Here is a 12,878-nt window from a genome sequence, read left to right as displayed (position 1 = left end):
GGTTCGTCCGGAATGAGAGATACGGGATCGTGGGTTAGCTTGGTATACTTCGGGCCTTGGGTGCCCGTGACCCCGGTTCAAATCCGGGCGATCCCACTACTTTTGTCGCGAACAACAGCGTGAGCGACAAATTCGTTATATCGGCCGATTTGAACTAGAGAACGGCGAGCACCGCGAGCCGTTCGCGTGGTCCAAATCCGGGCGATCCCATAGTACTGCTGCGAGCAAATCCGTGAGCGGCGGCGGTCTCGCCGAACGCGACTCGAGACCGCCGAGAGACAGCGTCTCAATGCGAACATTCACCGAGTTCGGAACCCGTCGTTACTCCTCAGTGCCGAGCTCCTCGGCCTCCCACTCGGAAGCCAGCCGGCTGGCTAGCTCGCGAGGTCTGTGCTCGTAGATCAGGTGGTGCTCGAGGGAGTGCTCGGAATCGATCGTCTCGTTGCACACCTGACAGAACACCGGTGTTCGGGAAGTCATACGAGAGCTACGCCACAGCGGAGCAAAAAGGGCTCGCCGAAACACGAAGGCGCCGGTCGGCGGAGAGGATCGCCCGCTACGGGTCGTCACTGACGGCTCGGTTCCTGGAGTTTGCGGAACTACCACAGTTCCGGAAAGGGACGAGGACGGACGGTGGATTGTGCCCAAAACCGAACGGCTCGTTCGGGACGCGACGCCGAGCCGTCGGGATTCGGTCGCAGTTCGGGAACGAGAACGGTAGATTCTTCGCTCGTACCGGTCAGAGGCGGGGAGTTGGGAAGCCTCTGCGCACAGAACCGATCCACTTCGCATAAAGTTCTCGTATTACCGATGCTAGTAGACATTCGTATACAGCACCCGGATTTAGAGGGACGAATGCCAACCCTTATCCGTGTGCCGGGATACTGTCTGGTTGTAATGGCAAACGGTACGGTTGACTTCTTCAACGACACGGGCGGTTACGGTTTCATCGAGACTGAGGACGCTGACGAGGACGTATTCTTCCACATGGAGGACGTCGGCGGCGAGGACCTGACGGAGGGTACCGAGATCGAGTTCGACATCGAGCAGGCCCCCAAGGGTCCGCGCGCGACGAACGTCGAGCGCGTCTAACCAGGCGATAGTCGGTCGCCGAACGGCGACCGCATCAGCTTTTCCACCGATCGTACGATCGGCGTGCGATCGGGGTCTTTCGACCGACACAGCGACCGCGTTAGGCTGTTTCGTCGGTCGGCGCACAGATTTTTCGAGACGGTTCGCTTCCGGGTTCCGAACCTCAAAGCGTCCGTCTGTACCCACACTCCGGACAGTAGACGAGCCCGGATTTTACGAGCGTGTGGCTTCGATCACACCGGGTGCACGGGGAGCCGACCGACACTCCGGCCTCCCGAGCCACCGCCGCGACCGTGCGCTCGAGCTGTCGCTGGCGACCCTCCAGGGTATCGAGTCGTTCGGTCGCTGCCTCGAGACGGGCGGTCACGGCCCGCTGGCGGGTGCGGTCCGAACGCGGCGCCGATCGTGGTGTCATGCAGTCCGTACGCTCCCGACGGATAAAAGCACAGCTCTCGGTCACGGCCGTGGAGACCCTCGGCCACGAAGGGTGTAGCGTCCGGCCGTACGGCGCGGGCTACCGTTCTTACGCGGTTCCGATCGTTACGGACAGCGATCGACGCGTTCGAGGCGAATCCGTCGGCTCGGCGCGACGCGATCGGTCGAGGCTCGAGACGAATCGCAAACGCAACCCGAACGCTTTCTACCGATTGTCGGCCACGTAACCGTATGAATGCGGTTTCGGAGCGACCGAAGCGGTGGCTCGTCAACGGGATCGTTCTGACGGTCCCGCTCGTCGTGACGCTGCTCGTGTTGCTGGTCGTGATCGATTTCGTCCTCGGAATTCTCTCGCCGATCGTCGACGGGGTACAGTACGTCTGGCCCAACGAACCCCCACGGGTCGTGATCCAGTCGACGATGCTGCTCTCGCTGGTCGGGTTCTTCCTGCTCGTCGGGTTCGCCGCCGAGCACACGCCGGGAAAACACGTTTCGAAGCGAATCCACGCGACGATGGAGACCATTCCCGGCGTGAGCACGCTCTACGAGAGCGTTCGTCGGGCGAGTAACATTCTGGTCGACGACGACACGAATCAGTTCAAGGAGGTCAAGCTCGTCGAGTTTCCGCACAAGGACGCGTACGTGTTCGGATTTCTGACGGCTGATACGCCGGCGAGCGTCGAACGCGTCGTCGGGGAGGGCGAGATGCTGACGGTCATGGTCCCGCTCGGTCCGAACCCCACGACCAACGGCTACATCATGCACATTCCGATCGACAACGTCTACGACGTCGACGTCACCGTCGAGGAGGCCGTGCGCTCGATCGCGACGCTCGGCGTCTCCGTCGACGAACTCGGCGCGGAACCGGACGAGGACGCCGATCGGCCGACTGCGGACGGTTCGGCGATCGGTTCGGCCGCGGATCGGTAACTCGCGCTCGCGACCAGTTTCGGTCCGCTTTGCGACCATTTATACACGGTGGCGACCCTACGGACGTGCAATGGCGCAAGCGGGAAATTCTGAACTCGTCGACTCGTTCGAGCAGTTCTTCCGCAACTACTACGACAACGAGATCAAGCAGCTTGCGCAGCAGTACCCCAACGAGCAGCGATCGCTCCACGTCGACTGGCAGGATCTCTACCGGTACGATCCGAACTTGGCCGACGACTTCCTCGCCCAGCCCGAACAGCTCCAGCGCTACGCCGAGGAGGCCCTGCGGCTGTACGACCTCCCGATCGACGTGAGCCTCGGCCAGGCCCACGTTCGGGTTCGAAACCTCCCCGAGACGGAGTCGCCCGAGATCCGAGACATCCGCGCCCGCGACATGAACTCCCTCGTGCAGGCTCGAGGGATCGTCCGCAAGGCGACCGACGTCCGCCCCAAGATCGAGGAGGCCGCCTTCGAGTGCCAGCTCTGTGGCACCCTCACTCGAGTGCCCCAGTCCAGCGGCGACTTCCAGGAACCCCACGAGTGCCAGGGCTGTGAACGCCAGGGGCCCTTCAGGGTGAACTTCGATCAGTCGGAGTTCGTCGACTCCCAGAAGCTCCGCATCCAGGAGAGCCCCGAGGGCCTGCGCGGCGGGGAGACGCCCCAGTCGCTCGACGTCCACGTCGAGGACGACATCACCGGCGAGGTGACGCCGGGCGACCACGTCTCCGCGACCGGCGTGCTTCGCCTCGAACAACAGGGCGACGGCCAGGACAAGTCTCCAGTCTTCGACTTCTACATGGAAGGCATGTCCGTCGACATCGACGAGGAGCAGTTCGAGGACATGGACATCACCGACGAGGACAAAGCCGAGATCGTCCGGCTCTCCTCGAGCGAGGACATCTACGAGCAGATGGTCGGCTCGATCGCGCCCTCGATCTACGGCTACGAGCAGGAGAAGCTCGCGATGATTTTGCAGCTCTTTTCGGGCGTGACGAAGCAGTTGCCCGACGGCTCGCGGATCCGTGGCGATCTGCATATGCTCCTCATAGGGGACCCCGGTACCGGTAAGTCTCAAATGCTAGGGTATATCCAAAATATTGCACCTCGATCAGTCTACACCTCCGGGAAGGGATCGTCTTCGGCCGGGCTTACCGCAGCAGCTGTGAGGGATGATTTCGGCGATGGACAGCAGTGGACGCTCGAAGCCGGCGCTTTAGTTCTCGCCGATCAGGGCATCGCAGCGGTCGACGAGCTCGACAAGATGCGGTGTGTCACAGGAGATACAGTGGTGCAGACATGTGATGGAAACAGACAAATTCGCGAAATCGTACGGGAAGCGGGAGTGAACGGTTCGATCGAAGATCTCCAGAACGGTCGCACGATCCGAGACGTAGACCTTACCGTCCGAACGATGACCGACTCCGGAGCAATCGCCGAACGACCAGTTACTGCCGTCCACGAATACGAGGCGCCGCCGGAACTGATCGAGGTCGTTACCGAAGATGGGAACCGGCTGCGATCGACGCCTGATCATCCGTTTTTCGTCTACGAGAACGACGAGATTGCCGAACGGAGTGCAGAGACCCTCAAGGTCGGCGACCGAACGTTGGCTCCGTGCGATCGACCGGCAGTCGCTACCGATGGCGGGGTCGTGACCGCCGAGCAATCAACGGATCCGAGTCTGCGAGATATCGAACCAAAGGAGATCGTCGAGATTCAACGAATCGACAGCAAGGGCTGGAACTACGTTTACGATCTAACAGTCGAAGGGACCCACAACTTCATCGCCAACGGCATGGTCGTTCACAACTCCGAGGACCGGTCGGCCATGCACGAGGCCCTCGAGCAACAGAAGATCTCGGTTTCGAAGGCCGGAATCAACGCCACGCTCAAGTCCCGCTGCTCGCTGCTCGGTGCCGCGAATCCCAAGTACGGCCGGTTCGACCAGTACGAGCCGATCGGCGAGCAGATCGACCTCGAGCCGGCCCTCATCTCGCGGTTCGACCTCATCTTCACGGTTACGGACCAGCCCGACGAGGAGAAGGACAAGAACCTCGCCGAGCACATCCTGACGACCAACTACGCGGGCGAGCTGACCACCCAGCGCGAGGAGATGACCAGCCTCGACGTCAGCGAGGGCGAGATCGAGGAGATGACCGAGCAGGTCGACCCCGTCATCGACGCCGAACTCCTCCGGAAGTACATCGCTTACGCGAAACAGAACTGCCACCCGCGGATGACCGAGGAGGCCCGCGAGACGATCCGCGATTTCTACGTCGACCTGCGCGCGAAGGGGACCGACGAGGACGCCCCGGTTCCGGTCACGGCTCGAAAGCTCGAGGCACTGGTGCGGCTCTCGGAGGCAAGCGCCCGGGTTCGCCTCTCGGATACCGTCGAACAGCGCGACGCCGAGCGGGTCGTCGAGATCGTCCGCTCGTGCCTGCAGGATATCGGCGTCGACCCGGAAACCGGCGAGTTCGACGCCGACATCGTCGAGGCCGGCACCTCGAAGTCCCAGCGCGACCGGATCAAGAACATCAAGGGGCTGATCAGCGACATCGAGGAGGAGTACGACGAGGGCGCCCCGGTCGACATCGTCCTCGAGCGGGCCGACGAGATCGGGATGGACGAGTCCAAGGCCGAACACGAGATCGACAAGCTCAAACAGAAGGGCGAGGTCTACGAGCCGAGCACCGACACGCTCCGAACGACCTAACGATTACTGCTCCCGATCGTCGAGTGCGACGGCCGTCGACCGAATCGTCGCGGGTGCGACGTCGGCGACGTCGGCCGCGGCGGTCTGGGTGATCGACGGCCACTCCTCCCGTTCTCCGGCGGCCGCGTACAGACAGGCCGCGGCGACGCCGCTCGGGTTCCGCCCGCCGATGGCCCCGTCTTCCAGCAGCGCCGTTACGAGCTCGCGAGCCCGGTTCTCGATCGCGGGCTCGAGTTCGAGTTTCGAGGCGTACCGCGGCAGGTACTGGGTCGGATCGATCGGGCCGGTCGGGAGCTCGAGTTCGCGGTTCAGGGCGTCGTAGGCGGCCTTGAGCTCGTCGGTGTCGGCGCGGGCGACGGCGACGATCTCGTCGATCGTTCTGGCCAGCGAGTTCGTCCGACAGGTCGCGTAGATCGCGGCCGCAGCGAACCCCTCGAGCGACCGCCCCTGTAACAGCCCCTCGGACTGGGCCGACTCGAAGAGGGTACACGACTGCTCCCGAACGGAGGCGGGAAGCGACAGCAATCCGTTGACGCGTTTGATCTCGGTGAACCCGTACACCTGATTGCGCTCGGCCTTCGTTGAGATCCGAGCTCGGTTGTGTTCCCGCCTGAGACGGGCGATCTGCCGTCGTTTTCGACCGGTCAGGCGAGACCGAGGACTGGAGCCGCTTCCGTAGCCGATCTCAGTCGAGAGTCCCCGGTCGTGTCGCGAGCGCGTCAGCGGCGCGCCCGTCCGTCGGCGATCCGGTCCGTCGTCGAACGAACGCCACTCGGGGCCGCGGTCGATCGCGTCCTCTCCAGAGACGAGTCCGCAGTTCTCGCAGATCAGCTCGGTCTCCGTCGCCCGCAGTCGTCCGCCGCATTCCGAACAGCTTTCAGTCGAATCGTCTGCAGCCATTGGTAATGATCACCGGTTAGGGAGAACTATGTCGCTTCTTGCTACTTAAAATGTAAGATATCCTCTAGAAAATGTTGGAAATAAGTGGCGGTCGGATCGGGTCGCCGTTCGGCCCACCGACTCGAGACCTCCCCTTGAGACGGGTGAGCACGTCGATGGCGCTATCGGTCCGACGAGTTTCCGTCAGCGAGACGCTCGAGGACGCCGTCGGTGTCGGCCGGAACCGGTTCGGGGTCGTTGCCGGCCGCGGCGGCCGCGTCGGGATCTTTGAGCAGGTGGCCGGTGGTGAGACAGGCGACCCGTTCGTCGCTCCCGACGATTCCCTCGGCGCGGAGCTTGCGGAGCCCGGCGACGGAGGCCGCGGAGGCGGGCTCGACGCCGATGCCTTCGCCCGCGAGCGCGCGCTGGGCGTCGGTGATCTCCTCGTCGGAGACCAAAATCGCGGTACCGTCGGTCTCGCGGATCCCGGGCAGGGCCTTGGGCGCGTTAACGGGGTTGCCGATCCGGATCGCCGTCGCGCGGGTCTCGACGTCGTCCCATCGCCGGACCTCGTCGGCGCCGTTCTCGATGGCCTCGACCATCGGTGCGGCGCCCTCGGCCTGGACCCCGGTGAGCTTCGGGACGGCCGCAGGCTCGAGTTCGCCGGCCTGGACGAGCTCGCGGAACGCCTTGTACAGCGCCGCGGTGTTGCCCGCGTTGCCGACCGGGAGGACGATCCGATCGGGGACGGCGCCGTAGTCCTCGCGGAAGGCCTCGAGGATCTCGAGACCGATCGTCTTCTGACCCTCGAGTCTGAAGGGGTTCAGCGAGTTCAGCAGGTAGGCCTCGCCCTGAGTCGCGAGTTCCTGAACGATGTCGAGGCAGGCGTCGAAGTTGCCGTCGACTTCCAGAATGCGGGCGCCGTGGAGGCTCGCCTGGGCGACCTTCCCCGCGGCGACCTTGCCTGCGGGAAGCAGGACGAGCGTCTCCATTCCCCCGCGGGAGCCGTAGGCCGCCAGCGCGGCGCTGGTGTTGCCCGTCGAGGCGCAGGCCAGTCGGTCGACGCCGAGTTCCCGCGCGACGGCGACGCCAACGGTCATCCCGCGGTCCTTGAACGAGCCGGTCGGGTTCATCCCCTCGTGTTTGATCCGCAGCGTCTCGACGCCGATCTCGTCCTCGAGGTGGGGCACCTCGTACAGCGGCGTCGCGCCCTCCCGGATCGAGACGCCCGACTCCAGGGGCAAGGCGTCGGCGTAGCGCCAGACGCCCTCGCCTTCGAAGTCATCGAAGGTCGGAAGGTCGGCGTACCGAACCTCGAGTAACCCGTCGCAGTCGTCGCAGGTGTAGCGGACGTCCGCGAAGGGAGCGAACGTCTCGCCGCAGTCGATACACTCGAGCCAGGCGCCGTCGGCCGCGTCGTCGGGGACGGTCGGGTCCTCGGCGGAGAGGCTGAGACTCATTACCGGAGCGTGGTAGCCCACGGGCAAAAAGGGGGCCGATCGAAGTCAGCGTCGCTGCGGGATCGACGGAGCGATCACGTCTCGTCGAAGTCGTCGATGACCCCGTGAACCGTCGCCGTCCAGGCGTCGAGCGCCTCGTGAAGCATCCGCTTGACCTCCGGCAGCGAAACGGCGGTGTACTGGTAGACGTACCCCCCGCCGTCGAGGAGCCGTCGGTTCCGGCTGACGATTCCGCGCTCGTACAGCGTCGTCAGCGAACGGTTGATCGTGCTCCGGTCGCGATCGAGCGGGGCCTCCAGCTCGTCGATCGTGCTACCGGGCCGATCGAGGAGCGCGAGGTAGGTTCGGGTTTCGTGGGGTTCGATGCCGAAGACGCAGCTCATCACCGTGGCGAATCCGGGATCCGACGTTTCCATCAGCTCGTCGAAACGGTGGTCGGGATCGGTCGACATACGCGACGCTACGGCCCCGGAAGTGAAAGCGTCACGTGTCGTCGCCAACGGACACCGTTCCGTACCCCATGTTCCGGATACAGGTCCGCATCTCTCGTGCGCTCTCGTGGCGGTGCAATCGGGTCGGGGTATCGCAGTAGTACACCGATCCGTCGTACCGCAGCGTGACCTCGTGTTCGTCGCCGAGGGTCGTGGTCGTAACCACGACGCGTCGACCGTCCTCGATCGCCTCGAGGATCGCGTCGGCCTCGAGATCTCCGGCCTCGATGCGTAGCGGATCCGCCATCGGAACGAACTGGGCGAGCCCGCGCCAAGAACCTTCGCGTCGCTCCGACGTTCGGCACCCGTGCGCGACCGGTACCAGACCGGAACACTGCTACGCACCCTCGAGTGTATTGGTACCGTATGGTATCGAAAGTACGAACTCGAACGGGCGAACGTACCGGAACCGCACTCGAACCCTGGCAGGCCGGCGTCGTCGGCGCGATCGTCGGCGCGATCGCCTTCGGCGCGATGATGGCGATGCAGATGCCGGACGTGCTCGAGATGGCGATCCCGGCGATGTACGGGCTCGAAGGCGGTTTCGCCGGCTGGATCCTCCACGTCTCACACGGCGCGGTGCTCGGCGTCGTCTTCGCGGCGGCGCTCACGGCGACGGGACAGAACGGGATGGTTCGGAGCGCCGTCCTCGGGCTCGCCTACGGAATCGTCGTCTGGGTCGGTCTCGCAGTCGTCGTCATGCCGATCTGGCTCTCGGCCGTCGGCTTCCCGATGGCGCCGCCGCTGCCGAACGTCGACGTCGGGAGTCTGCTGGGCCACGCGGTCTACGGGATCGTCCTCGGGATCGCGTACGGGTTCCTCGAGCGGTAAACGAGAAAAATTCGCTCGCTACTCGAGCAGCCAGCTCAACAGCGCCTTCTGGGCGTGGAGGCGGTTCTCGGCCTGGTCGAAGACGATCGAGCGGTCGCTCTCGATGACGTCGTCGGTGATCTCCTCGCCGCGGTGGGCGGGCAGACAGTGCATCACCGACGCGTCGGGGGCGTCCTCGAGCAGGTCCGCGTTGACTTGGAACCCCTCGAAGGCGTCCGTCCGAACGTCGCGTTCGTCCTCCTGGCCCATGCTGATCCAGACGTCGGTGTAGACGACGTCCGCGCCGTCGACCGCCGCAGCGGGGTCGGTCGTGGTCGTCGGGTCGCCGCCGAGTTCGCGGGCGCGCTCGAGGACGGCGTCGTCGATGCCGTACCCCTCGGGCGTGGCGACCGCGAGGTCGATGCCGGCAAGCGCCGCGCCGATGACGAACGACTGGGCGACGTTGTTGCCGTCGCCGACCCACGCGGCCGAGACGTCCTCGAACCCACCCGCCACCTCGCGGATCGTCAGCAGGTCCGCCAGCGTCTGACAGGGGTGGGCGTCGTCGGTGAGCCCGTTGACGATCGGCACCGAGGAGTGCTCGGCCAGTACCTCGACGTTGTCGTGTTTGAACAGCCGAGCCATGACGACGTCGACGTACCGCGAGAGGGTCCGGGAGGTGTCTTTCAGCGGCTCGCCCCGACCCAGTTGAATGTCGTCGGCGCCCAGGAAGATCGCGTGGCCGCCCAGCTGGGTCATCCCCGTCTCGAAGGAGACGCGGGTTCGCGTGCTGGGCTTCTGGAAGATCATCCCCAGGGTCTGTCCCTCGAGGTCGGCGTGGTCCTCGCCGTTCGCCTCGGCGCGTTTGTACGCCTCGGCGCGGTCGAGGACCGCGGTCAGCTCCTCGCGCGAGAGGTCGTCGATCTCGAGGAAGTGTCGCGGCTCGGCCATCAGTCGTCGCCTCCGCGAAGGGTCGTCGCCACTCGCGTCAGCACCTCGACCGAGCGGTCGAACTCGGCGAGCGAGAGGCGCTCGTCGGGCGCGTGGTCGAGCTCGGAGTTGCCCGGGCCGTAGGTGACCATCGGACAGCCCCACGCGCCGGCGTAGAGGTTCATGTCGCTGGTGCCGGTCTTCCGGAGCAGCCGCGGGTCGCAACCCTCCTTACGGATCGCCGCGCGGAACGCGCGGGCGACCTCGGTGCGCGGACTCTCCATCACCGGCGGGATCGGCTCGGCCCAGGAGACGGTGCCGATCTCGAGTTCGGCCTCGGCGGTCTCGCGGACCGACTCGGCGTCGAGCGACGGGGGAATCCGAAGCTGGGCCTGCAGGGTCGTCTCGACCGAGAGGCCGTCCTCGCTGACCCCGCCGTCGATGTCGACGGGTTTCGCCGTGACCCGCTCGAAGACGGGCGTGTACTCGTCGTCTTCGAAGGCGGCCTCGACGTTGGTCCACCACTCGGTGGCGTGTTGGATCGCGTTCGGTTCGGGCCGGGAGGTGTGGCCCGACTCGCTGGTCGCGACGTAGGTGCCGGAGAGAAAGCCCCGGTACCCCAGCGTGATCCCGGTGGTGCCGCTGGGTTCCCCGTTGACGACGGCGTCGGGTTCCTCGCGGTCGACGGCCAGGTGGCGGGCGCCGCGGGAGTTGGTCTCCTCGCCGACGACACCGACGAAGGAAACTCCCGTTCGGACGGCGGCGACGGCCATCGCCGCGAGCGGACCGGTGGCGTCGACGCTGCCCCGGCCCCAGAGGACGTCCTCGCCTTCCTCCTCGGCGACTTCGTCCTCGAGGTCCTCGGCGTCGGCGGGGCGGACCTCGACGGGGATCTCGCCGGGAACGGTGTCGATGTGAGAGGTCAGCAAAACGGCGTCGTCAGCGGGTGCGCGGACGTTGCCGACCTCGTCGATCCAGGCCTCGCGGCCGTTCGCCGAGAAGAACTCGACGAGCCGTTCGGCCGCCTCCCGTTCTTCCCCGGTCGGCGAGGGAATCGAGACGAGATCGACCAGCAGGTTTCGGGCGTCCTCCGCCGAAACGTCGGTCGCGTCGGTCACACTCGCGCTCATGATTCTGATGCGGCCTCGGGGACGACGGTCTCGGTCAGCGCCTCGACGAGTCGGTCGGCTTCGCCCTCGTCGATCACGAGCGGCGGCAGCAGGCGCAGGACGGTCCGGCCCGCGGGCAGCGCCAGCACCTGGTGGTTCATCGCCAGGTCGCGAGCGACGCGGTTCGCGCCGCGTTTCAACTCGATGCCGACGAGCAGCCCCTCGCCGCGGACCTCGCGGACCGCGTCGCCGAGTGCGGCCTCGAGTTCGTCGACGAGGTAGTCGCCGACCTCGGCGGCGTGGGCGGGCCAGGACTCCTCGACCAGCGTCGAAATCGTCGCGTGGACCGCGGCGGCGACGACGGGGCCGCCGCTGAACGTGGCATTGTGCGAGGCCGCGCCGTCGGCGATCCAGTCTCGGACCGCGACGGCGCCGACGGGCAGGCCGTTCCCGAGGCCCTTCGCCGTGGTGAGCACGTCGGGCGTGACGCCCGCGTTCTGGCAGGCCCACATCGATCCCGTGCGGCCCATCCCGGTCTGGACCTCGTCGAAGACCAGCGCCGCACCGGTTTCGTCGGTCAGTTCGCGGGCCGTCTCGAGGTAGCCCGCGGGCGGGAGGTTGATCCCGCCCTCGCCCTGGATCGGCTCGAGGATGACGGCCGCGGTCTCGTCGTCCACCGCGTCGGCGAGGGCCTCGCTATCGCCGTAGGGAACGAACTCGACGTCGCCGGCCAGGGGCTCGTAGGGCTCTTTGTACTTGTCCTTCCAGGTCGCCGCGAGCGCTCCCATCGTCCGGCCGTGGAACGAACGGGTCGCCGCGATGATCTTCGACTCGCCGGTCGCCGAGCGAGCGAACTTCAGCGCGGCCTCGTTGGCCTCGGTCCCGGAGTTACAGAACCAGGCCGACTCGAGTCCGTCGGGCGTCGCCGCGACGAACGCCGCGTAGGCGTCCTCGCGGGACTGGACGGGAAACGAGGAGTCGACGAAGGTTAGCTCGCCGACCTGCTCCTGTACCGCGTCGACGACCGCGGGATGGGAGTGGCCCAGCGGCGTACACGCGAAGCTCGCGCCCGCATCGAGGTACTCCGTCCCGTCGGCGGTGTAGAGGGACGGTCCCTCGCCGCGCTCGAGGCCGATGGGCTTGCTGCCGGAGACGAAGTCGTGGTCGCTCACTGCGCCACCTCCTCGGTTTCGTCCGCGAGCGCGCCCGGCTCGAGGGTCGTCCCCTCGCCCGCGAGTGCGCTGGTAATCGGCTCGTCCGCGTTCGCAGCGGCGACGATGACGGACGAGGCGCCGCCCTCGAGGGCCTCCTGGGCAGCCATGACCTTCTTGGTCATGAACCCCTCCGCGGCGTCCTCGACCGCCGCGAACTCCTCCGGGGTCGACGCCGAGTCGATCCGCGTCGACTCGTCGTCGGGATCCTCGTAGATCCCCGAGACGTCGGTCAGCACGACCAGATCGGCCTCGAGCGCGCCCGCGATCGCCGCGGCGGCGCGGTCGGCGTCGGCGTTGACGGCGGTGTACCCGCCCGACTTCTCCTTCCCGAGGATGGGTACGGAGACGACGGGCGTGTAGCCGCCCGCGAGCACGGTCTCGAGGAGGTCCGCGTTGACCGCCTCGATCTTGCCCGAGTGGTCGCCGCGTTTGATCTTCTTCTTGCCGTCCTCCTTTACGCGGACGGCGGACTTTCGCTTGCCCTCGAGGAGCTTGCCGTCGGTTCCGGAGAGGCCGACGGCGTCGACGCCCTCGTTCTGGAGGCTCTCGACGAGGTCGGTGTTGAGCTTGCCGGGCATCACCATCTTGAAGACGTCCATCGTCTCCTCGTCGGTGAAGCGACCGACCACTCCCCCCGGAGTCTCGACGTAGGTCGGTTCCTGACCCAGATCCTCGAGGGTCTCGTCGACGGCCGTCGAGCCGCCGTGGGTGAGGACGACGTCCTCGCCGTCGTCAACGAGGGAGGCGACGTCGGCGAGCGCACCCTCGGGGTCGACGGCGCGTGCACCGCCAATTTTGACGACCACTGTCAT

The 12,878-nt window shown here is 66.1% G+C and carries 14 protein-coding genes and 1 tRNA gene; 5 read left to right on the top strand and 10 right to left on the bottom strand.

Annotated features, from left to right (window positions below; genetic code table 11):
* Positions 1-23 precede the first annotated feature (23 nt).
* Positions 24-96, top strand: a tRNA-Pro gene (locus GWG54_RS04735).
* A 225-nt stretch (positions 97-321) separates the two neighbouring features.
* On the opposite strand, the gene GWG54_RS04730 is transcribed toward GWG54_RS04735, so the two are convergent.
* On the bottom strand, positions 322-480 hold the full coding sequence (locus GWG54_RS04730) for a hypothetical protein (protein WP_167936688.1): 159 nt from the start codon (positions 478-480) through the stop codon (positions 322-324).
* A gap of 417 nt (positions 481-897) precedes the next feature.
* Here GWG54_RS04730 and GWG54_RS04725 point away from each other — a divergent pair, with 417 nt between their 5' ends.
* The gene (locus GWG54_RS04725) at positions 898-1,092 is read left to right on the top strand and encodes a cold-shock protein (protein WP_167936687.1); all 195 of its coding nucleotides are present in this window, start codon (positions 898-900) and stop codon (positions 1,090-1,092) included.
* Positions 1,093-1,255: 163 nt separating this feature from the next.
* Here GWG54_RS04725 and GWG54_RS04720 read toward each other — a convergent pair whose 3' ends face one another.
* Entirely contained in the window at positions 1,256-1,507 is a 252-nt protein-coding gene (locus GWG54_RS04720; RefSeq protein ID WP_167936686.1) for a hypothetical protein, read from the bottom strand.
* A gap of 251 nt (positions 1,508-1,758) precedes the next feature.
* Between GWG54_RS04720 and GWG54_RS04715 the strand changes: the two genes are divergently transcribed.
* Positions 1,759-2,457: a DUF502 domain-containing protein gene (locus GWG54_RS04715; RefSeq protein ID WP_167936685.1), complete on the top strand. Its 699-nt coding sequence runs from the start codon at positions 1,759-1,761 to the stop codon at positions 2,455-2,457.
* 70 nt (positions 2,458-2,527) lie between these two features.
* The gene (locus tag GWG54_RS04710) at positions 2,528-5,173 is read left to right on the top strand and encodes an AAA family ATPase (RefSeq protein ID WP_167936684.1); all 2,646 of its coding nucleotides are present in this window, start codon (positions 2,528-2,530) and stop codon (positions 5,171-5,173) included.
* Positions 5,174-5,176: 3 nt separating this feature from the next.
* Here the strand turns inward: GWG54_RS04710 and GWG54_RS04705 are convergent, their stop codons facing one another.
* The 4 genes from GWG54_RS04705 to GWG54_RS04690 form a co-directional block, all read right to left on the bottom strand.
* Positions 5,177-6,073, bottom strand: a complete 897-nt coding sequence (locus GWG54_RS04705; protein ID WP_167936683.1) for a transcription initiation factor IIB family protein — start codon at positions 6,071-6,073, stop codon at positions 5,177-5,179.
* Between the two features lie 161 nt (positions 6,074-6,234).
* Positions 6,235-7,512: a threonine synthase gene (thrC, locus tag GWG54_RS04700; protein WP_167936682.1), complete on the bottom strand. Its 1,278-nt coding sequence runs from the start codon at positions 7,510-7,512 to the stop codon at positions 6,235-6,237.
* Between the two features lie 74 nt (positions 7,513-7,586).
* Positions 7,587-7,964 (bottom strand): helix-turn-helix domain-containing protein, encoded by a 378-nt coding sequence (locus GWG54_RS04695; RefSeq protein ID WP_167936681.1) that lies wholly within the window; start codon positions 7,962-7,964, stop codon positions 7,587-7,589.
* Between the two features lie 31 nt (positions 7,965-7,995).
* Positions 7,996-8,250: a hypothetical protein gene (locus GWG54_RS04690; RefSeq protein ID WP_167936680.1), complete on the bottom strand. Its 255-nt coding sequence runs from the start codon at positions 8,248-8,250 to the stop codon at positions 7,996-7,998.
* A gap of 119 nt (positions 8,251-8,369) precedes the next feature.
* Between GWG54_RS04690 and GWG54_RS04685 the strand changes: the two genes are divergently transcribed.
* Positions 8,370-8,834, top strand: coding sequence for a histidine kinase (locus GWG54_RS04685; protein ID WP_167936679.1), 465 nt, complete (start codon positions 8,370-8,372; stop codon positions 8,832-8,834).
* A gap of 18 nt (positions 8,835-8,852) precedes the next feature.
* On the opposite strand, the gene argF is transcribed toward GWG54_RS04685, so the two are convergent.
* From argF to GWG54_RS04665, 4 genes are read right to left on the bottom strand one after another with little or no spacing between them, the layout of a single operon-like run.
* A complete protein-coding gene (gene argF / locus GWG54_RS04680) occupies positions 8,853-9,764 on the bottom strand; it encodes an ornithine carbamoyltransferase (RefSeq protein WP_167936678.1) in 912 nt (303 codons plus the stop codon).
* Positions 9,764-10,873 carry a [LysW]-lysine hydrolase gene (locus GWG54_RS04675; protein WP_167936677.1) on the bottom strand — a complete coding sequence of 370 codons (1,110 nt, stop codon included), beginning with the start codon at positions 10,871-10,873 and terminating at the stop codon, positions 9,764-9,766. Before GWG54_RS04675 ends, argF begins: the two co-directional genes overlap by 1 nt.
* Positions 10,870-12,024 carry an aminotransferase class III-fold pyridoxal phosphate-dependent enzyme gene (locus tag GWG54_RS04670; RefSeq protein WP_167936676.1) on the bottom strand — a complete coding sequence of 385 codons (1,155 nt, stop codon included), beginning with the start codon at positions 12,022-12,024 and terminating at the stop codon, positions 10,870-10,872. Before GWG54_RS04670 ends, GWG54_RS04675 begins: the two co-directional genes overlap by 4 nt.
* A complete protein-coding gene (locus tag GWG54_RS04665; protein WP_167936675.1) occupies positions 12,021-12,878 on the bottom strand; it encodes an acetylglutamate/acetylaminoadipate kinase in 858 nt (285 codons plus the stop codon). Before GWG54_RS04665 ends, GWG54_RS04670 begins: the two co-directional genes overlap by 4 nt.

The sequence above is a fragment of the Natronococcus sp. JC468 genome, from assembly GCF_012163165.1.
Lineage (GTDB): Archaea > Halobacteriota > Halobacteria > Halobacteriales > Natrialbaceae > Natronococcus > Natronococcus jeotgali.
Note: the sequence above shows the minus strand (reverse complement) of the source record. Positions and strands in the feature narration are given on the sequence as shown.